This is a genomic window from Enterobacter roggenkampii, assembly GCF_001729805.1.
GTDB classification, from domain to species: domain Bacteria; phylum Pseudomonadota; class Gammaproteobacteria; order Enterobacterales; family Enterobacteriaceae; genus Enterobacter; species Enterobacter roggenkampii.
In genome coordinates this window covers 3,288,107-3,306,655 of the sequence record NZ_CP017184.1, presented here as the reverse complement: position 1 = coordinate 3,306,655, position 18,549 = coordinate 3,288,107, and the positions used below count along the sequence as shown (strand labels likewise).

At 56.8% G+C, this 18,549-nt stretch carries 19 protein-coding genes; 17 read left to right on the top strand and 2 right to left on the bottom strand.

The window, feature by feature from the left end:
• The first annotated feature begins 95 nt into the window (after positions 1-95).
• Together fabB and BFV67_RS15540 are read left to right on the top strand one after the other, a co-directional pair.
• Positions 96-1,313, top strand: coding sequence for a beta-ketoacyl-ACP synthase I (gene fabB, locus BFV67_RS15545; RefSeq protein ID WP_008502605.1), 1,218 nt, complete (start codon positions 96-98; stop codon positions 1,311-1,313).
• Positions 1,314-1,520: 207 nt separating this feature from the next.
• Entirely contained in the window at positions 1,521-2,699 is a 1,179-nt protein-coding gene (locus BFV67_RS15540; protein WP_069598626.1) for an MFS transporter, read from the top strand.
• 90 nt (positions 2,700-2,789) lie between these two features.
• Here the strand turns inward: BFV67_RS15540 and flk are convergent, their stop codons facing one another.
• A complete protein-coding gene (flk, locus tag BFV67_RS15535; RefSeq protein ID WP_069598625.1) occupies positions 2,790-3,794 on the bottom strand; it encodes a flagella biosynthesis regulator Flk in 1,005 nt (334 codons plus the stop codon).
• Between the two features lie 113 nt (positions 3,795-3,907).
• On the opposite strand from flk, the gene pdxB reads away from it, so the two are divergent.
• The 15 genes from pdxB (at position 3,908) to hisP (ending at position 17,936) form a co-directional block, all read left to right on the top strand.
• Entirely contained in the window at positions 3,908-5,044 is a 1,137-nt protein-coding gene (pdxB, locus tag BFV67_RS15530; protein ID WP_023294134.1) for a 4-phosphoerythronate dehydrogenase PdxB, read from the top strand.
• 67 nt (positions 5,045-5,111) lie between these two features.
• Complete coding sequence (locus BFV67_RS15525) at positions 5,112-6,125, top strand: aspartate-semialdehyde dehydrogenase (protein WP_069598624.1); 1,014 nt, start codon at positions 5,112-5,114, stop codon at positions 6,123-6,125.
• Positions 6,125-6,937 (top strand): tRNA pseudouridine(38-40) synthase TruA, encoded by an 813-nt coding sequence (truA, locus tag BFV67_RS15520; protein WP_021241572.1) that lies wholly within the window; start codon positions 6,125-6,127, stop codon positions 6,935-6,937. The genes BFV67_RS15525 and truA overlap by 1 nt, the downstream gene beginning before the upstream one ends.
• A gap of 28 nt (positions 6,938-6,965) precedes the next feature.
• The gene (locus BFV67_RS15515; RefSeq protein WP_008502599.1) at positions 6,966-7,625 is read left to right on the top strand and encodes a DedA family protein; all 660 of its coding nucleotides are present in this window, start codon (positions 6,966-6,968) and stop codon (positions 7,623-7,625) included.
• Between the two features lie 154 nt (positions 7,626-7,779).
• Entirely contained in the window at positions 7,780-8,685 is a 906-nt protein-coding gene (accD, locus tag BFV67_RS15510; RefSeq protein WP_008502598.1) for an acetyl-CoA carboxylase, carboxyltransferase subunit beta, read from the top strand.
• Positions 8,686-8,755: 70 nt separating this feature from the next.
• Entirely contained in the window at positions 8,756-10,024 is a 1,269-nt protein-coding gene (gene folC, locus BFV67_RS15505) for a bifunctional tetrahydrofolate synthase/dihydrofolate synthase (RefSeq protein WP_023325775.1), read from the top strand.
• The gene (dedD, locus tag BFV67_RS15500; RefSeq protein ID WP_008502596.1) at positions 10,014-10,712 is read left to right on the top strand and encodes a cell division protein DedD; all 699 of its coding nucleotides are present in this window, start codon (positions 10,014-10,016) and stop codon (positions 10,710-10,712) included. Before folC ends, dedD begins: the two co-directional genes overlap by 11 nt.
• Before the next feature lie 165 nt (positions 10,713-10,877).
• The gene (gene cvpA / locus BFV67_RS15495) at positions 10,878-11,366 is read left to right on the top strand and encodes a colicin V production protein (RefSeq protein ID WP_000262116.1); all 489 of its coding nucleotides are present in this window, start codon (positions 10,878-10,880) and stop codon (positions 11,364-11,366) included.
• Between the two features lie 33 nt (positions 11,367-11,399).
• Positions 11,400-12,917 carry an amidophosphoribosyltransferase gene (gene purF, locus BFV67_RS15490; protein ID WP_021241570.1) on the top strand — a complete coding sequence of 506 codons (1,518 nt, stop codon included), beginning with the start codon at positions 11,400-11,402 and terminating at the stop codon, positions 12,915-12,917.
• A gap of 89 nt (positions 12,918-13,006) precedes the next feature.
• The gene (locus BFV67_RS15485; RefSeq protein WP_069598623.1) at positions 13,007-13,576 is read left to right on the top strand and encodes a UbiX family flavin prenyltransferase; all 570 of its coding nucleotides are present in this window, start codon (positions 13,007-13,009) and stop codon (positions 13,574-13,576) included.
• A 298-nt stretch (positions 13,577-13,874) separates the two neighbouring features.
• Positions 13,875-14,657: a lysine/arginine/ornithine ABC transporter substrate-binding protein ArgT gene (argT, locus tag BFV67_RS15480; RefSeq protein WP_069598622.1), complete on the top strand. Its 783-nt coding sequence runs from the start codon at positions 13,875-13,877 to the stop codon at positions 14,655-14,657.
• 226 nt (positions 14,658-14,883) lie between these two features.
• Positions 14,884-15,666, top strand: a complete 783-nt coding sequence (gene hisJ / locus BFV67_RS15475) for a histidine ABC transporter substrate-binding protein HisJ (protein ID WP_008502592.1) — start codon at positions 14,884-14,886, stop codon at positions 15,664-15,666.
• Positions 15,667-15,754: 88 nt separating this feature from the next.
• The gene (locus BFV67_RS15470; RefSeq protein WP_008502591.1) at positions 15,755-16,441 is read left to right on the top strand and encodes a histidine ABC transporter permease HisQ; all 687 of its coding nucleotides are present in this window, start codon (positions 15,755-15,757) and stop codon (positions 16,439-16,441) included.
• Positions 16,438-17,154 carry an ABC transporter permease gene (locus BFV67_RS15465; protein ID WP_008502590.1) on the top strand — a complete coding sequence of 239 codons (717 nt, stop codon included), beginning with the start codon at positions 16,438-16,440 and terminating at the stop codon, positions 17,152-17,154. The genes BFV67_RS15470 and BFV67_RS15465 overlap by 4 nt, the downstream gene beginning before the upstream one ends.
• Before the next feature lie 8 nt (positions 17,155-17,162).
• A complete protein-coding gene (gene hisP, locus BFV67_RS15460; RefSeq protein WP_014832781.1) occupies positions 17,163-17,936 on the top strand; it encodes a histidine ABC transporter ATP-binding protein HisP in 774 nt (257 codons plus the stop codon).
• 98 nt (positions 17,937-18,034) lie between these two features.
• Here hisP and BFV67_RS15455 read toward each other — a convergent pair whose 3' ends face one another.
• Positions 18,035-18,544: a GNAT family N-acetyltransferase gene (locus BFV67_RS15455; RefSeq protein ID WP_032675246.1), complete on the bottom strand. Its 510-nt coding sequence runs from the start codon at positions 18,542-18,544 to the stop codon at positions 18,035-18,037.
• Positions 18,545-18,549: the final 5 nt, after the last annotated feature.

The window sequence follows — 18,549 nt, the reverse complement described above, 5'->3', positions numbered from 1 at the left end:
TCCGCAGAAAATGTCTGATCGGACTTGTTCGGCGTACAAGTGTACGCTATTGTGCGACTCGAAACTTACTATAGTGCGACTTACAGAGGTATTGAATGAAACGTGCAGTGATTACTGGCCTGGGCATTGTTTCCAGCATCGGTAATAACCAGCAGGAAGTCCTGGCATCTCTGCGTGAAGGACGCTCCGGGATCACTTTCTCTGAAGAGTTTAAAGATTCAGGTATGCGTAGCCACGTATGGGGTAACGTCAAACTGGACACCACCGGTTTGATCGACCGCAAAGTGGTTCGTTTCATGAACGATGCCTCTATTTATGCTTATCTCTCCATGCAGGAAGCGATCAAAGATTCTGGCCTGAGTGAAGAGGTTTATCAGAACAACCCGCGCGTGGGTCTGATCGCCGGTTCCGGCGGCTCATCTAAAGCGCAGGTATTCGGTGCTGACGCAATGCGTAGCCCGCGTGGTCTGAAAGCGGTAGGTCCGTACGTGGTTACTAAAGCCATGGGTTCTGCGGTTTCCGCGTGTCTGGCGACCCCGTTCAAAATCCACGGTGTGAACTACTCCATCAGCTCCGCGTGTGCGACCTCCGCACACTGTATCGGTAACGCTGTTGAGCAGATCCAGCTGGGTAAACAGGACATCGTATTTGCTGGCGGCGGCGAAGAGCTGGGCTGGGAAATGGCCTGTGAATTCGACGCGATGGGCGCACTGTCCACCAAGTACAATGAGACCCCGGACAAAGCTTCCCGTACCTATGATGCGCACCGTGACGGTTTCGTTATCGCGGGCGGCGGCGGTATGGTTGTGGTTGAAGAGCTGGAGCACGCTCTGGCACGTGGCGCGCACATCTATGCTGAGATCGTGGGCTACGGCGCAACGTCTGACGGCGCCGACATGGTTGCGCCATCCGGCGAAGGCGCGGTGCGCTGCATGAAGATGGCGATGCACGGCGTTGATACCCCAATCGACTACCTGAACTCCCACGGTACCTCTACGCCGGTAGGTGACGTGAAAGAGCTGGGTGCGATCCGCGAAGTGTTCGGCGACAACAGCCCGGCTATCTCTGCCACCAAAGCCATGACCGGTCACTCTCTGGGTGCGGCTGGCGTACAGGAAGCGATCTACTCTCTGCTGATGCTGGAAAACGGCTTTATCGCGCCAAGCATCAACATCGAAGAGATGGACGAGCAGGCTGCTGGCCTGAACATCGTGACCAAACCAACGGACGCGACGCTGACTACCGTCATGTCCAACAGCTTCGGTTTCGGCGGCACCAACGCCACGCTGGTCATGCGTAAGCTGAAAGCATAAGTTTTATGTTTGATTCGAAAGGGGAGCCATAAGGCTCCCTTTTTTATGCATTGACAAGCGGCTGATCTCACAGGCAAACTTCACCACTCAACATTATCCTCACGATAATGCGTAAGCGTTTAACGTCAACCAACGCACCTTAATCCTGATAATCAGGTAGAGGGGGCGTGGCATTTCCCCGCCTTACTCTTCATTTCGGAGTAAAGCATGACTGCAGTAACTCAAACAGAAACAACCCCTTCAGCGAACGTCTCGCTGTTCCGTATCGCCTTTGCGGTATTCCTGACCTATATGACCGTTGGCCTGCCGCTGCCGGTGATCCCGCTGTTCGTACACCAGGAGCTGGGCTATGGCAACACCATGGTCGGCATCGCCGTGGGCATTCAGTTTTTAGCCACGGTATTAACCCGCGGCTACGCCGGACGTCTGGCGGACCAGCACGGTGCCAAACGTTCGGCGCTGCAGGGCATGTTTGCCTGCGGCCTGGCGGGCGGCGCATGGCTGCTGGCGGCTCTATTGCCGGTCGACGCGGCGTATAAATTTGCGCTGCTGGTGCTGGGCCGTTTAATCCTGGGCTTTGGTGAAAGCCAGCTGCTGACCGGCACCCTGACCTGGGGAATGGGGCTGGTGGGGTCAGCACGTTCCGGCAAGGTTATGTCCTGGAACGGCATGGCCATCTACGGCGCGCTGGCCGCCGGGGCACCGCTTGGGCTGCTGATCAACAGCCAGTTCGGTTTTGCGGCGCTGGCTGCCACCACCATGGCGCTGCCGCTGGCGGCATGGGCGTTTAACGGCTCGGTGCGTAAGGTGCCCCCGCACAAAGGCGAGCGTCCTTCCCTGTGGAGCGTGGTCGGCCAAATCTGGCAGCCGGGCCTGGGCCTGGCGCTGCAGGGCGTGGGTTTTGCGGTGATTGGGACGTTCGTCTCGCTCTATTTTATGAGCCGCGGCTGGGCGATGGCCGGTTTTACGCTTACCGCGTTTGGCGGCGCGTTTGTGCTGATGCGCGTCTTCTTCGGCTGGATGCCGGATCGCTTTGGTGGCGTGAAGGTGGCGGTGGCGTCGCTGGTCATTGAAACCATCGGTCTTCTGCTGTTGTGGAATGCACCCGTGGCATCCGTTGCGCTGCTTGGTGCGGCGCTGACCGGCTGCGGCTGTTCTCTGATTTTCCCGGCACTCGGTGTAGAAGTGGTGAAGCGCGTGGCTCCGCAGGTGCGCGGGACGGCGCTCGGCGGCTATGCGGCATTTCAGGATATCTCATACGGGGTAACCGGGCCGCTGGCCGGGGTGTTAGCCACCTCGTTTGGCTATCCGTCCGTCTTCCTGGCCGGTGCGGTTTCCGCGGTGGTGGGGATCGTGGTGACGCTGGTGGCGTTTCGCAGAACGTGAGTCGTTGTTGCCGGGTGGCGGCTGCGCCTTACCCGGCCAACGGTTCGAGCCGTTGTAGGCCCGGTAAGCGCAGCGCCACCGGGCAAAATATCAGGCAACCAGCCAGAAAATCGCCAGCGCAATCAGTAATGCAAAAAACATCAATCCCGGACGCGCAGAAAGTGTTCTGAAGGTCTCCACGACCGGCGCAAACAGCGGGCTGTAGATCGGCTGAATATTTCTCACCTCCGGTACGCCGCCTTCGCGCTCGGCGCGGCGAACAAAGATCTGGTTGAGCAGATCCTGCACCTGCGCGGTAGTCAGTACCGTTTGCGGCGTGGCCTGCCAGTTCTGCTGGGCATAATCCCGAATCACCTCGAACTCGTGCGGCTCAAGCGGCTGTTTCAGCGCGGCCTGCACGGTATGCAGGGTAGGGGCGCTCTGGGTGCTGAGCGTCTGGCGTGCCTGGAGCCAGGTCACCAGATGGGTAAACTGTTTGGCCGGGATCAGCTCGCCTGCCTTCACGCCCGACAGCTCCAGCATGGATTGCCAGATAAGCTTCGTCGGCTCGCCGGTGGCCGCGGCCAGCTTCGTCACCATCTGCTTGAGCGTATTGTGCTCGGCGGGCAGCAGCGGACGCTCGGTCGCCGGGCGCACCTGCGGCTGCGGAATCGACAGCTCATTGTTCTGCAGCAGCGTCAGCACGGTTTTGAGCTGGTCGGGCGTAAGCTGGCCCAGCGCGGTCTGACCATACTGCTGGCGAATAAAATCACTCACCGCCTGGCGGTTATTTCCCTGGCCCAGCAGCTCCGTCAGCTGAGAAACAATCTGGCGCGTGGTGTGGTTCTGCTGCGCGGTCGTAATACGCTGGTTCAGATTTTGCTCGGCAGCGGGGAAATGGCGCGACTGCAGCGGTGCGTCGTTCCTCACGCCTAAATCATGCTTCACCCCGGCCCAGACTTCCGCATTTTGCTGTGAAGTCAGCGCAATCAGGCGCGTGATCAGTCGCTCCAGCACGGTGCGCTGTTGCGTGGATAGCGGTTGTTCACCGGCAACGTTTGGCGTGACGGGGCCTTCACCCGGAGGGCGTGGCGGCGTACCTGAAATGGGCTGCATCGTCAAAAATCCTTAAAGTCAAAACTCAGCGTAAACCTGGCAGACGTATATGCCTGGCGGCCAGATTATGGCACACTTGGCAGGTTTTCTTCCTCTCAAACAGGTACTCAGACGTGAAAATCCTCGTTGATGAAAATATGCCTTACGCCCGTGAGCTGTTTAGCCGCCTGGGTAACGTTAAGGCTGTTCCTGGTCGCCCGATCCCGGTCAACGAACTGGACGATGCCGACGCCCTGATGGTGCGCTCGGTGACCAAAGTAAATGAGGCGTTGCTCGCCGGTAAGGCGATTAAGTTCGTTGGGACCGCAACGGCAGGGACCGATCATGTGGATGATAAATGGCTGAAGCAGGCCGGAATCGGTTTCTCCGCCGCGCCGGGCTGTAACGCGATTGCCGTCGTGGAATACGTTTTCTCCTCGCTGCTGATGCTGGCCGAGCGCGACGGGTTTGCGCTGAAAGACCGCACCGTGGGGATTGTCGGCGTGGGTAACGTCGGCGGACGCCTGCAAAAGCGCCTGGAAGCGTTAGGGATCCGCACGTTGCTGTGCGATCCGCCGCGCAAAGACAACGGCGATGACGGGGATTTCCGTTCGCTGGACGAGCTGGTTGAACAGTGCGACGTGCTGACGTTCCACACGCCGCTGTTTAAAGAGGGGCCGTATAAGTCTCTGCATCTGGCCGATGAGGCGTTAATTCGCCGTCTGAAGGCTGGCACTATTCTGATAAATGCCTGCCGTGGTCCGGTAGTCGATAACGCCGCGCTGCTGACGTGTCTGAACGAAGGACAAGACCTCAGCGTGGTGCTGGACGTCTGGGAGCCTGAGCCGGACCTCAACGTTGAGCTGCTAAATAAGGTTGATGTGGGCACGGCGCATATCGCTGGTTATACCCTCGAAGGGAAAGCCCGCGGTACGACGCAGGTCTTCGAAGCCTACAGCGCCTTTATCGGCCATCCGCAGCAGGTGGCGCTGGATACCTTACTCCCCGCGCCTGAATTTGGCCGCATTACCCTTCACGGTCCGCTCGATCAGGCAACGCTGAAAAGGCTGGTGCATTTGGTGTATGATGTGCGCCGCGATGATGCGCTGCTGCGTAAAGTGGCGGGGATCCCGGGTGAGTTTGATAAGCTGCGCAAGAACTACGTTGAGCGCCGCGAGTGGTCTTCCCTCTATGTGATGTGCGACGACGCGTCGGCGGCGACGCTGCTGCACAAGCTGGGGTTTAACGCCGTTCATCACCCGGCGCATTAATGTCTTCTTAATGCTCCCTGTCGGATACTCCGACAGGGACGCTTTTTTATTTCTGGAGTAAACCACCATGTCTGAAGGCTGGAACATTGCCATTTTAGGTGCCACGGGTGCCGTGGGCGAAGCCCTGCTCGAAACGCTTGCTGAGCGTCAGTTCCCGGTGGGCGATATCTATGCGCTGGCGCGAACGGATAGCGCGGGTGAGCATCTGCGTTTTAACAATAAATCCGTCATGGTTCAGGATGCGGCGGCGTTCGACTGGACGCAGGCGCAGCTGGCGTTTTTCGCCGCGGGCGCTGAAGCCACTGCGGCGTACGTTGAAGAGGCGACCAACGCAGGCTGCCTGGTCATCGATCTGAGCGGTCTGTTCTCAATGGAGCCGGATGTGCCGCTGGTGGTGCCGGACGTGAACCCGTTTGTACTGGCTGACTACCGCAACCGTAACGTCATTGCGGTACCGAACAGCCTGACCAGCCAGCTGCTGACCGCCCTGAAACCGCTGATCGACGACGGCGGCCTGTCGCGCATTACCGTGACCAGCCTGCTGTCCGCGTCCGCAAACGGCAAAAAGGCCGTTGACGCGCTGGCCGGGCAGAGCGCGAAGCTGCTGAACGGCATCCCGATTGACGAAGATGATTTCTTTGGCCGCCAGCTGGCGTTCAATATGCTGCCGCTGCTGCCGGACCGCGAGGGTTCCGTGCGCGAAGAGCGTCGTATCGTTGATGAGGTGCGTAAAATTCTGCAGGACGATGGCCTGATGATCTCCGCAAGCGTCGTGCAGTCCCCGGTCTTCTACGGTCACGCGCAGATGGTCGGCTTTGAAGCGCTGCGTCCCCTGGCGGCAGAAGAGGCGCGCGATGCGTTTGGCCGCGGGGAAGACATCGTCCTCTCTGAAGAGAGCGAGTTCCCGACGCAGGTAGGCGACGCCACCGGTAGCGCGCATCTTTCCGTTGGCTGCGTGCGTAACGACTACGGTATGCCGGAGCAGATTCAGTTCTGGTCCGTTGCCGACAACGTTCGTTTCGGCGGCGCGCTGATGGCGGTCAAGATCGCCGAGAAACTGGTGCAGGAGTACCTGTACTGATGTCAGACGTGGAACAAAAGCCGGTTCATAAAATTGCCCTCGGTATTGAGTACGATGGCAGTAAATATTATGGCTGGCAGCGTCAGAATGAGGTGCGCAGCGTCCAGGAGAAACTGGAGAAAGCGCTCTCTCAGGTGGCAAACGAGCCGATTAACGTCCTGTGCGCAGGCCGTACGGACGCGGGCGTTCACGGCACGGGGCAGGTGGTGCACTTTGAGACCACCGCCGTGCGTAAGGATGCCGCCTGGACGCTGGGTGTAAATGCGAATTTGCCTGGTGACATTGCGGTGCGCTGGGTGAAAGCTGTGCCGGATGATTTTCATGCGCGTTTCAGCGCCACCGCGCGTCGTTACCGTTATGTCATCTACAACCAGCGTCTGCGTCCGGCGGTGTTAAGCCAGGGCGTGACGCATTTTTATGAACCGCTCGATGCGGAACGCATGCATCGCGCGGCGCAGTGTCTGATTGGTGAAAATGACTTTACCTCGTTTCGTGCGGTGCAGTGTCAGTCCCGCACGCCGTGGCGTAATGTCATGCACATTCACGTCAGCCGTTTTGGCGCGTATGTGGTGGTGGATATCAAAGCCAATGCCTTTGTACATCATATGGTGCGGAATATTGTGGGCAGCCTGATGGAAGTGGGTGCCGGACACCAGCCGGAGAGCTGGATTGCAGACCTGCTGGCAGCGAAGGACAGAACGCTTGCGGCAGCCACGGCGAAAGCGGAAGGGCTGTATCTGGTCTCGGTAGACTATCCGGATCGGTTTGACCTGCCGAAACCGCCAATGGGGCCGCTGTTTTTAGCGGACTAAACAAAGGTGCAATTAAGGCTTAGACAATATGGACGTAATTCGTTTTTTGATTGATTTCATCCTGCATATTGATGTTCACCTGGCAGAGCTGGTCGCGCAGTATGGCGTCTGGGTTTATGCCATTCTGTTCCTCATTCTGTTCTGTGAAACCGGGCTGGTTGTCACGCCGTTCCTGCCGGGCGATTCACTGCTGTTTGTCGCCGGGGCTTTATCGGCGCTGCCCACCAACGATCTGAATGTGCATCTTATGGTGGTGCTGATGGTGATTGCCGCCATCGTCGGTGATGCGGTCAACTACACGATTGGACGCGTATTCGGTGAGCGGCTGTTCAGCAATCCCGATTCAAAAATTTTCCGTCGCAGCTATTTAGATAAAACTCATGCGTTTTATGAACGCCATGGCGGAAAAACCATTATCCTTGCGCGCTTTGTGCCTATTGTGCGCACATTTGCACCGTTTGTGGCGGGAATGGGACATATGTCCTATCGTCATTTTGCCATGTATAACGTCGTGGGGGCGCTGCTTTGGGTACTGCTATTTACCTATGCGGGTTACCTGTTTGGCGATCTCCCGGTGGTTCAGGAAAATCTTAAGTTACTGATTGTAGCGATTATTGTGCTTTCCGTACTGCCGGGCGTTATCGAAATCATTCGTCACAAACGTGCGGCGGCAAAGCAAGCGAAGTAAATGCACGCTGGCGGTTCGACCACTTTTTTATCCAAAGTTTCGGGCTGTTATGTTTTAATGTGCAACATTCATGGTCTGTTGGAGGCAAAAATGGCATTATTCGCCTCTTATAGCAAAACTGGCATACGACCAGGTTCAGGCAGAAAGGTTATCAATGAGCTGGATTGAACGAATTAAAAGCAACATTACCCCAACGCGTAAAGCGAGCATTCCTGAAGGGGTATGGACGAAGTGTGATAGCTGCGGCCAGGTTCTGTATCGCGCAGAGCTGGAGCGCAACCTTGAGGTGTGTCCGAAGTGTGACCATCATATGCGTATGTCGGCGCGTAACCGCCTGCATAGCCTGCTGGACGAAGGTTCTCTGGTAGAACTGGGCAGCGAGCTTGAGCCAAAAGACGTGCTGAAGTTCCGCGACTCCAAAAAATATAAAGATCGTCTGGCCTCCGCACAGAAAGAGACCGGCGAGAAAGACGCGCTGGTCGTCATGAAAGGCACCCTGCATGGGATGCCGGTTGTTGCCGCTGCGTTTGAGTTCTCCTTTATGGGCGGCTCAATGGGCTCCGTGGTCGGTGCGCGCTTCGTGCGTGCCGTTGAGCAGGCGCTGGAAGACAACTGTCCGCTGATCTGCTTCTCTGCCTCCGGCGGAGCACGTATGCAGGAAGCCCTGATGTCCCTGATGCAGATGGCTAAAACCTCTGCAGCGCTGGCGAAGATGCAGGAGCGCGGTCTGCCGTACATCTCCGTGCTGACCGACCCAACCATGGGCGGCGTCTCCGCGAGCTTCGCGATGCTGGGCGACCTGAACGTCGCTGAGCCAAAAGCGCTGATCGGCTTTGCGGGTCCTCGCGTTATCGAGCAGACCGTTCGTGAAAAACTGCCGCCGGGATTCCAGCGCAGTGAGTTCCTCATTGAGAAAGGCGCCATCGACATGATCGTCCGCCGTCCGGAAATGCGCCTGAAACTGGCGCGCATCCTGGCGAAGCTGATGAATCTGCCAGCGCCGAACCCGGATGAGCCGCGTGAAGGCGTGGTGGTACCGGATCAGGAACCCGAGGCCTGATAACTGAAAAGGGCAGGGCCGGTTGGCGCTGCCCTTTTGCTTTCTAATCTGTTAATGACAACCGGGCATTATGGAAAATAAAAGCATTCCCCAAGCCACGTCGCCCCTGGCCGCGTGGCTTTCTTATCTGGAAAACCTGCACAGTAAAACCATCGATATGGGGCTTGAGCGCGTAAGCCAGGTTGCCGCGCGTCTTGATGTGCTGAAACCGGCGCCTTTCGTGTTCACCGTCGCAGGCACCAACGGCAAAGGTACCACCTGCCGCACGCTGGAATCCGTCCTGATGGCGGCGGGCTACAGGGTCGGCGTGTACAGCTCGCCACATCTGGTACGCTACACCGAGCGGGTTCGTGTGCAGAACCGCGAGCTGCCGGAGTCGGCGCATACGGCATCGTTCGCGGAAATTGAAGCCGCGCGCGGAGAGACCTCATTAACCTATTTTGAATACGGCACTCTGTCGGCCCTGTGGCTGTTCAAACAGGCCCAGCTGGACGTGGTGATCCTTGAGGTTGGTCTTGGCGGACGTCTTGATGCGACCAATATCGTCGATGCAGACGTGGCGGTAGTGACCAGCATCGCGCTGGATCATATCGACTGGCTGGGGCCCGATCGTGAAAGCATTGGCCGCGAGAAGGCCGGTATTTTCCGGGCAAATAAACCTGCCGTGGTGGGCGAGCCGGACATGCCGCACACCATTGCTGACGTGGCGAACGAAAAGGGCGCACAGCTGCTGCGCCGCGGCGTTGACTGGCAGTATGAGGTTCAGGACAACGGCTGGCGCTTTAGCGACGCGCAGGGGGCGCTGGATAACCTGCCGCTGCCGCAGGTCCCGCAGCCAAATGCGGCAACCGCGCTGGCGGCACTGCGCGCCAGCGGCCTCGTGGTCAGCGAACAGGCGATCCGCGAGGGTATACAAAACGCGATTCTGCCGGGACGTTTCCAGATTGTGAGCGAGTCACCGCGCCTGATTCTGGATGTGGCGCACAACCCCCACGCGGCGGCGTATCTCGCGGGACGTCTCAAATCGTTACCAAAAACCGGGCGCGTGCTGGCGGTTATCGGTATGCTTCATGATAAAGATATCGGCGGGACGCTGGCCTGCATGGAGAGTGTGGTCGATAGCTGGTATTGTGCTCCTCTGGAGGGGCCACGCGGCGCGACGGCTGAGCAACTGATGGAACATCTCGGCAAAGGCGCAATCTACAGTAGCGTGGCGCAGGCCTGGCATGCCGCGATGGCGGAGGCTAAACCAGAAGATACCGTGCTGGTGTGTGGTTCATTCCACACGGTGGCACATGTCATGGAAGTGATGGACGCGGGGAGAACCGGTGGCGAGTAAGTTTCAGAACCGTTTAACAGGAACCATTGTGCTGGTCGCGCTCGGGGTGATTATTCTTCCCGGGCTGCTCGACGGGCAGAAAAAGCATTATCAGGATGAGTTTGCCGCGATTCCGCTGGTGCCGAAACCGGGCGACCGCGATGAGCCGGATATGCTGCCCGCGGCGACGCAGGCGCTGCCTGCTCAGCCTCCGGAAGGGGCGGCGGAAGAGGTGCGCGCGGGCGATGCCGCCGCACCGTCGCTCGATCCGTCTCGCCTGGCGGCCACGAGCAACAGCGATATCGATCCTGTGCCGGTCGAGCAGCCTAAACCGGTTGAAAAACCGAAGCCGGTTGAGAAGCCGCAGCCGAAACCGCAGCGTGATAAAGCGGCAGAACAGCTCGCCGCAGCGTCAGAGACGCCTCCGCCAGCAAAACCGACGCAGCAGGACGCTGCTGCCCCAACGGGCAAAGCCTACGTGGTGCAGCTCGGTGCGCTGAAAAATGCGGACAAGGTGAATGAGGTGGTGGGTAAACTGCGCAGTGCGGGATATCGTGTTTACACTTCACCTTCCACGCCGGTGCAGGGTAAAATTACCCGTATCCTCGTGGGGCCAGAAGCGTCTAAAGACAAACTGAAAGGGTCGCTGGGTGAGCTGAAGCAGATCTCCGGCCTGAGCGGTGTGGTGATGGGCTACAGCGCGAACTAAGTACGACCTGCTCCTGTAAGAGAGAGGCGATAAGCCACGGCGTTGAACATTTTTTCAGCGCCTTTTTTATTTACGCGCGGGAAGGAAATCCCTACGCAAACGTTTTCTTTTTCTGTTAGAATTCGCCCCGAACTGGATGACAGGGCGTTTAATCGTGGGACACATATGGTCTGGATTGATTACGCCATCATTGCGGTGATTGGTTTTTCCTGTCTGGTTAGCCTGATCCGTGGCTTTGTTCGTGAAGCGTTATCGCTGGTGACCTGGGGTTGTGCTTTCTTTGTCGCCAGTCATTACTACACTTACCTGTCTGTCTGGTTCACGGGCTTTGAAGATGAACTGGTCCGAAATGGAATCGCTATCGCGGTGCTGTTTATCGCAACGCTGATTGTCGGCGCTATCGTCAATTACGTGATAGGTCAGCTGGTCGAGAAAACCGGTCTGTCAGGAACGGACAGGGTACTCGGGATCTGTTTCGGGGCGTTGCGAGGCGTGCTGATTGTGGCCGCGATCCTGTTCTTCCTGGATACCTTTACCGGGTTCTCCAAAAGTGAAGACTGGCAGAAATCGCAGCTCATTCCAGAGTTCAGCTTCATCATCAGATGGTTCTTTGACTATCTGCAAAGCTCGTCGAGTTTTTTGCCCAGGGCATAAACCCTGAGATGTGGCTTAACGAGGAAAAGACGAATGTGCGGTATTGTCGGTATCGCCGGTTTCATGCCGGTAAACCAGTCGATTTATGACGCGTTAACGGTGCTTCAGCACCGTGGGCAGGATGCTGCGGGTATCATCACCATTGATGCAAACAACTGCTTCCGTTTACGCAAGGCGAATGGCCTGGTAAACGATGTGTTTGAAGCCCGCCATATGCAGCGTCTGCAAGGTAATATGGGGATCGGTCACGTTCGTTATCCTACCGCTGGCAGTTCCAGCGCCTCTGAGGCACAGCCTTTCTACGTCAACTCACCGTATGGCATCACCCTTGCCCATAACGGCAACCTGACCAACGCGCATGAGCTGCGCAAAAAGCTGTTCGAAGAGAAACGTCGCCACATTAACACCACCTCTGATTCTGAAATCCTGCTCAACGTGTTCGCCAGCGAGCTGGATAACTTCCGTCACTATCCGCTGGAAGCGGACAACATTTTTGCCGCGATTGCCGCGACAAACCGTCAGATCCGCGGCGCGTACGCCTGCGTGGCGATGATCATCGGTCACGGCATGGTGGCCTTCCGCGATCCAAACGGCATTCGTCCGCTGGTGCTCGGCAAGCGCGACCTCGGCGATGGCCGTACCGAATATATGGTTGCCTCTGAAAGCGTGGCGCTGGATACCCTGGGCTTCGAATTCCTGCGCGACGTTGCGCCGGGCGAAGCGGTGTATATCACCGAGAAGGGCCAGCTGTTTACCCGCCAGTGTGCCGACAACCCGGTCAGCAACCCGTGCCTGTTTGAATACGTTTACTTTGCCCGTCCGGACTCCTTCATCGACAAGATTTCCGTCTACAGCGCGCGCGTCAATATGGGCACGAAGCTCGGCGAGAAGATTGCCCGCGAGTGGGACGATCTCGACATCGACGTGGTGATTCCTATCCCGGAAACCTCCTGCGATATCGCGCTGGAGATCGCCCGCATTCTGGATAAGCCATACCGTCAGGGCTTCGTGAAGAACCGCTACGTTGGCCGCACCTTCATCATGCCGGGGCAACATCTGCGCCGTAAGTCCGTGCGCCGCAAGCTGAACGCTAACCGCGCGGAATTCCGCGACAAGAATGTTCTGCTGGTGGATGACTCCATCGTTCGCGGTACTACCTCTGAGCAGATTATCGAGATGGCACGCGAAGCGGGTGCGAAGAAAGTCTATCTGGCCTCTGCTGCGCCGGAGATTCGCTTCCCGAACGTGTACGGTATTGATATGCCAACCGCCAACGAGCTGATCGCTCATGGCCGTGAAGTGGATGAAATTCGCCAGATCATCGGCGCTGACGGCCTGATTTTCCAGGATCTCAACGACCTCATCGACGCGGTGCGTGCCGAGAATCCGGAAATTCAGCAGTTTGAATGCTCCGTGTTCAACGGCATTTACGTGACCAAAGACGTTGACCAGCAGTACCTCGACTATCTTGATTCGCTGCGCAACGACGACGCCAAAGCCGTTCAGCTGCAAAACGATCTCGAAAGCCTAGAGATGCACAACGAAGGTTGATGTTCCGGCAGGTGAGGGCGTATGCCCTCACTTGCAACTCCCCGCAAAATCCTGCACAGTCTGCCCTGAAATCAGTAAGGGCGAAAATCATGAAACGACTCATAGTTGGGCTCAGCGGTGCCAGCGGCGCGATTTACGGCGTACGTTTGCTACAGGTTCTGCGTAACGTGGCGGACGTCGAAACCCATCTGGTGATGAGCCAGGCGGCGCGGCAGACCCTCTCTCTGGAAACCGATCTCACCCTGCGCGATGTTCAGGCGCTTGCGGATGTCGTTCACGATGCCCGTGATATCGCCGCCAGCATCTCCTCAGGCTCGTTTAAAACCGCCGGCATGGTAATCCTGCCCTGTTCAATCAAAACGCTCTCCGGCATTGTGAACAGCTATACCGACACCCTGGTGACGCGTGCGGCGGATGTGGTGCTGAAGGAGCGGCGTCCTCTGGTGCTGTGCGTGCGGGAAACGCCGCTGCACCTGGGCCATCTGCGCTTAATGGCGCAGGCTGCTGAGCTGGGGGCTGTGATCATGCCGCCGGTGCCCGCTTTCTACCATCGTCCGCAAACGCTGGACGACGTTATCAACCAGACCGTTAACCGCGTACTCGATCAGTTTGACATCGACCTGCCAGACGATCTCTTCACCCGCTGGCAGGGTGCCTGAATCTGTGCACAAAGCAGGTGCATGAAAAGACACGTTGCCCTGTTTCAGGGCAATTATGCAACGGCGATCATATCCTCGACATTTAATTCGTTTTTTCCCTTTTTCTCTCTCCGGTTCGTTCGGCAGACCTGCTATCTTTCACCATTAAGGCAGTATCGCAACGTTTTATTAACATATTTAACGTCGAAGTTTTAACCAGACGGCAATGTGGCATAAGACCTGCAAGATGAAGCCTGCAACACAACACACAACACACAACACAATACATAATAAAATCACGGTACTTGAGGGTAAATGTATGAAGAAGACGGTTCTGGCTCTGTCTTTGCTGGTGGGGTTAAGTGCGGCAGCAGGTAGCTACGCAGCGCTTCCACAGACGGTTCGTATCGGTACAGACGCAACCTACGCGCCATTCTCTTCCAAGGATGCGAAAGGCGATTTCGTGGGGTTTGATATCGATCTGGGTAATGAAATGTGCAAACGCATTGCGGTGAAATGCACATGGGTGGGCAGCGACTTTGACGCGTTAATCCCGTCGCTGAAAGCCAAGAAAATCGACGCCATTATCTCTTCTCTTTCCATCACTGAAAAACGCCAGCAGGAGATTGCCTTCTCTGAAAAGCTCTACGCCGCGGATTCTCGCCTGATTGCGCCTAAAGGCTCCCCGATTAAGCCCACCATCGACTCGCTGAAAGGCAAGCATGTCGGCGTGCTTCAGGGCTCGACGCAGGAAGGCTATGCCAATGCTAACTGGCGTGAGAAGGGCGTAGACGTGGTGGCTTACCAGAACCAGGATCTGATTTACTCTGACCTGGCGGCAGGCCGTCTGGATGCGGCGTTCCAGGATGAAGTCGCCGCGAGCGAAGGCTTCCTGAAGCAGCCTGCGGGTAAAGACTACGCGTTTGCAGGCCCGTCGGTGAAAGATAAAAAGTACTTTGGCGACGGCACCGGGATTGGCCTGCGTAAGGATGATACCGAGCTGAAAGCCGCCTTCGACAAAGCCTTTGCAGAGCTGCGTAAAGACGGTACTTACGACAAACTGGCGAAGAAATACTTCGACTTCAACGTATACGGTGAATAACACCTGGCGGTGACGCACCGGAAAGGTGCGTTACGGGAGCGGTTGACCCAATACGGTGCATTTGATGCACTGTATTGGATCGCTGTGTGCATACTTACGCATTAATAATGCAAAAATTCCCGCTGGAAAGGCATTAATCTTTGCCTGACTGAGGGGATTAATGGCACATTAGCACCACCCCGTCGTCGTAAAAATCCCGTATGAAGACAGTTTGTTGAGGACAAATATGAAAAAACTCGTGTTGTCATTATCACTGGTACTGGCCTTTTCCAGCGCCACCGCGGCATTCGCAGCTATTCCGCAGAAAATTCGAATTGGTACCGATCCTACCTATGCGCCGTTCGAATCGAAGAATTCAAAGGGTGAACTGGTCGGTTTTGACATCGATCTGGCCAATGAGCTGTGCAAACGCATCAAAGCACAGTGTACCTACGTTGAGAACCCGCTGGATGCGCTGATCCCGTCCCTGAAAGCGAAAAAAATCGACGTAATCATGTCCTCCCTCTCCATTACCGAAAAACGCCAGCAGGAGATTGCCTTCACCGACAAACTCTACGCGGCCGATTCACGTCTGGTGGTGGCGAAATCGTCTGATATTCAGCCTACGCTGGAATCGCTGAAGGGCAAACGCGTGGGCGTGCTGCAGGGTACCACTCAGGAAACCTACGGCAACGAGCACTGGGCACCGAAGGGGATTGAAATTGTCTCCTATCAGGGCCAGGAAAATATCTACGCTGACCTGACGGCAGGCCGTATTGATGCCGCATTCCAGGATGAAGTCGCGGCTAGCGAAGGCTTCCTGAAAACGCCGGTAGGTAAAGATTACAAGTTTGGCGGCCCGTCTATTAAGGACGTTAAGCTGTTTGGTGTGGGCACCGGTATGGGCCTGCGCAAAGAAGACAACGAACTGCGTGAGGCGCTGAACAAGGCGTTCGCTGAAATGCGCGCAGACGGCACGTACGACAAGCTGGCGAAAAAGTACTTTGATTTTAATGTTTACGGCGGCTAATCGCCCCGTCATATAACGTGCGGCCCCTCCCACGGCGGGAGGGGAAAAGACACGGTTCCACCACTCACGATACGACAGGGCTCGCGGTATGCTGTACGGATTTTCTGGCGTTATTTTACAGGGCGCGCTTGTCACCCTTGAGCTGGCTATCAGCTCCGTGGTGCTGGCGGTGCTGATAGGTCTGGCAGGCGCAGGGGCGAAGCTTTCAGCTAACAAACCGCTGGCGCTAATCTTTGAAGGCTACACCACGCTCATTCGCGGCGTTCCCGATCTGGTGCTGATGCTGCTGATCTTTTACGGTCTGCAGATTGCGCTTAACGGCATAACTGACGCGATGGGCATGGGACAAATTGATATCGACCCGATGGTGGCCGGTATTATTACCCTCGGTTTTATCTACGGCGCCTACTTCACGGAAACCTTCCGCGGTGCTTACATGGCCGTGCCGAAAGGTCACATTGAGGCGGCAACCGCATTTGGTTTTACCTCATCACAAACGTTTCGTCGGATTATGTTCCCGGCCATGATGCGCTACGCGCTGCCGGGCATCGGGAACAACTGGCAGGTTATCCTCAAAGCAACAGCGCTGGTCTCGCTGCTCGGTCTGGAAGACGTCGTGAAAGCGACTCAGCTGGCGGGTAAGAGCACCTGGGAGCCGTTCTATTTTGCGGTGGTCTGTGGCGTGATTTATCTGGTCTTTACGACCGTCTCCAATGGTGTGCTGCTTCTGCTGGAGCGTCGCTACTCCGTGGGTGTGAAGAGGGCTGACCTGTGATTGAGATTATTCAGGAATACTGGAAATCGCTGCTGTGGACAGATGGCTACCGCTTTACCGGCGTGGCGATTACGCTCTGGCTGCTGATCTCCTCCGTGGTAATGGGCGGTATTCTGGCGGTGTTTCTCGCCATTGGCCGCGTCTCGAACAATAAATTTATCCAGTTCCCGATCTGGCTGTTCACCTACGTCTTTCGCGGTACGCCGCTGTACGTGCAGCTGCTGGTGTTCTACTCGGGAATGTATACGCTTGAGATCGTAAAAGGCACTGAGATGCTGAATGCGTTCTTCCGCAGCGGTCTGAACTGTACGGTGCTGGCGTTGACGCTTAACACCTGCGCCTACACCACGGAGATTTTCGCGGGGGCGATTCGTTCTGTTCCTTACGGTGAAATTGAAGCAGCCCGGGCCTACGGCTTCTCGTCGGTGAAACTCTACCGCTGCATCATTCTGCCATCGGCCCTGCGTATCGCGTTACCGGCCTACAGTAACGAAGTGATTTTGATGCTGCACTCGACTGCGCTCGCCTTTACCGCGACGGTGCCGGACCTGCTCAAAATAGCGCGCGATATTAACTCCGCAACCTATCAGCCGTTTACCGCGTTTGGCATTGCGGCGGTGCTCTATTTAATTATCTCTTATGTTCTGATTAGCCTGTTCCGTAAGGCTGAAAAACGCTGGTTGCAGCATATAAAACCTTCTTCGACGCACTGAGAAAGATGATGGCTGAGAACAAATTAAACGTAATTGATTTGCACAAACGCTACGGCGAACATGAAGTGCTGAAAGGGGTGTCGCTGCAGGCGAATGCGGGCGACGTGATCAGTATCATCGGCTCATCCGGCTCGGGAAAAAGTACCTTCCTGCGCTGCATCAACTTCCTCGAAAAGCCGAGTGAAGGCTCAATTGTGGTGAGCGGGCAGAATATCAACCTGGTGCGTGACAAAGACGGTCAGCTGAAGGTGGCAGACAAGAACCAGCTGCGCCTGCTGCGTACGCGCCTGACGATGGTATTCCAGCACTTTAACCTCTGGAGCCACATGACGGTGCTGGAGAACGTGATGGAAGCACCGGTTCAGGTGCTGGGCCTGAGCAAGCATGAAGCCCGCGAGCGCGCGGTGAAATACCTGGCGAAAGTGGGCATTGACGAACGCCAGCAGATGAAATACCCGGTGCATCTCTCCGGCGGTCAGCAGCAGCGTGTCTCTATCGCCCGCGCGCTGGCGATGGAGCCCGAGGTGCTGCTGTTCGACGAACCGACCTCCGCGCTGGACCCTGAACTCGTTGGCGAAGTGCTGCGCATCATGCAGAAGCTGGCCGAAGAGGGCAAAACGATGGTGGTGGTGACGCACGAGATGGGCTTCGCCCGTAACGTCTCGAACCACGTGATTTTCCTGCATCAGGGGAAAATTGAAGAGCAGGGGCATCCGGATGAGGTGCTGGCGAACCCGCAAAGTCCGCGTTTACAGCAGTTCCTTAAAGGCTCTCTGAAGTAAGAGGGCATCAGACCGCAGTGCAGCCCAATCGCCCGGTGGCGCTTCGCTTACCGGGCCTACAAAACCGTAGGCCGGGCAAACGCAGTGCCGCCCGGCATTCAGGCCGCACTATACTCCAGCCGGTACACCCAGTCGTCATAGCGCACGCCATCAATCTCATACGCTTTTTCCAGTACCTGAGTGCGCACAAATCCCGCTTTCTCCAGCACCCGCACTGACCCGCCGTTGTCCGCCAGTACGTACGCATTAATCGCCTTCACGCCGGTCTGGTTAAAGGCGTAATCACACACCGCGCGCAGCGCTTCGCTGGCGATACCTTTCCCCTGCGCGGCAGGCACAACCGTATAGCCGATGTCGGCCTCTTCACGATTCTCAGCGCTAATCTGCAGGCCGATATCGCCCAGCGGCGCATCATCATCCCGGGCGCGAATGACAAACACATGAGCAGCAGCGAGTCGCGCGGCAAACACGCGTCGGGTCTCTTTTTCCGGGGCGATGGCGGCCATATAGCGCATGATTCGGCGATCTTCACGCAGCGAGCGGAAGAAGGCCCAGTCAGAGGGTTCGAAAGGGGTGAGGTAAAGCCGGGGTGTGGTGATGGTTGCCATTGTTA

Coding starts and splice junctions, on each gene's coding strand:
- fabB (WP_008502605.1), top strand. CDS start 96: ATGAAACGTGCAGTGATTACTGGCCTGGGCATTGTTTCCAGCATCGGT.
- truA (WP_021241572.1), top strand. CDS start 6,125: ATGTCAGACGTGGAACAAAAGCCGGTTCATAAAATTGCCCTCGGTATT.
- hisJ (WP_008502592.1), top strand. CDS start 14,884: ATGAAAAAACTCGTGTTGTCATTATCACTGGTACTGGCCTTTTCCAGC.
- hisP (WP_014832781.1), top strand. CDS start 17,163: ATGGCTGAGAACAAATTAAACGTAATTGATTTGCACAAACGCTACGGC.
- BFV67_RS15525 (WP_069598624.1), top strand. CDS start 5,112: ATGTCTGAAGGCTGGAACATTGCCATTTTAGGTGCCACGGGTGCCGTG.
- cvpA (WP_000262116.1), top strand. CDS start 10,878: ATGGTCTGGATTGATTACGCCATCATTGCGGTGATTGGTTTTTCCTGT.
- accD (WP_008502598.1), top strand. CDS start 7,780: ATGAGCTGGATTGAACGAATTAAAAGCAACATTACCCCAACGCGTAAA.
- purF (WP_021241570.1), top strand. CDS start 11,400: ATGTGCGGTATTGTCGGTATCGCCGGTTTCATGCCGGTAAACCAGTCG.
- BFV67_RS15485 (WP_069598623.1), top strand. CDS start 13,007: ATGAAACGACTCATAGTTGGGCTCAGCGGTGCCAGCGGCGCGATTTAC.
- BFV67_RS15540 (WP_069598626.1), top strand. CDS start 1,521: ATGACTGCAGTAACTCAAACAGAAACAACCCCTTCAGCGAACGTCTCG.
- BFV67_RS15455 (WP_032675246.1), bottom strand. CDS start 18,544: ATGGCAACCATCACCACACCCCGGCTTTACCTCACCCCTTTCGAACCC.
- BFV67_RS15515 (WP_008502599.1), top strand. CDS start 6,966: ATGGACGTAATTCGTTTTTTGATTGATTTCATCCTGCATATTGATGTT.
- BFV67_RS15470 (WP_008502591.1), top strand. CDS start 15,755: ATGCTGTACGGATTTTCTGGCGTTATTTTACAGGGCGCGCTTGTCACC.
- argT (WP_069598622.1), top strand. CDS start 13,875: ATGAAGAAGACGGTTCTGGCTCTGTCTTTGCTGGTGGGGTTAAGTGCG.
- folC (WP_023325775.1), top strand. CDS start 8,756: ATGGAAAATAAAAGCATTCCCCAAGCCACGTCGCCCCTGGCCGCGTGG.
- flk (WP_069598625.1), bottom strand. CDS start 3,794: ATGCAGCCCATTTCAGGTACGCCGCCACGCCCTCCGGGTGAAGGCCCC.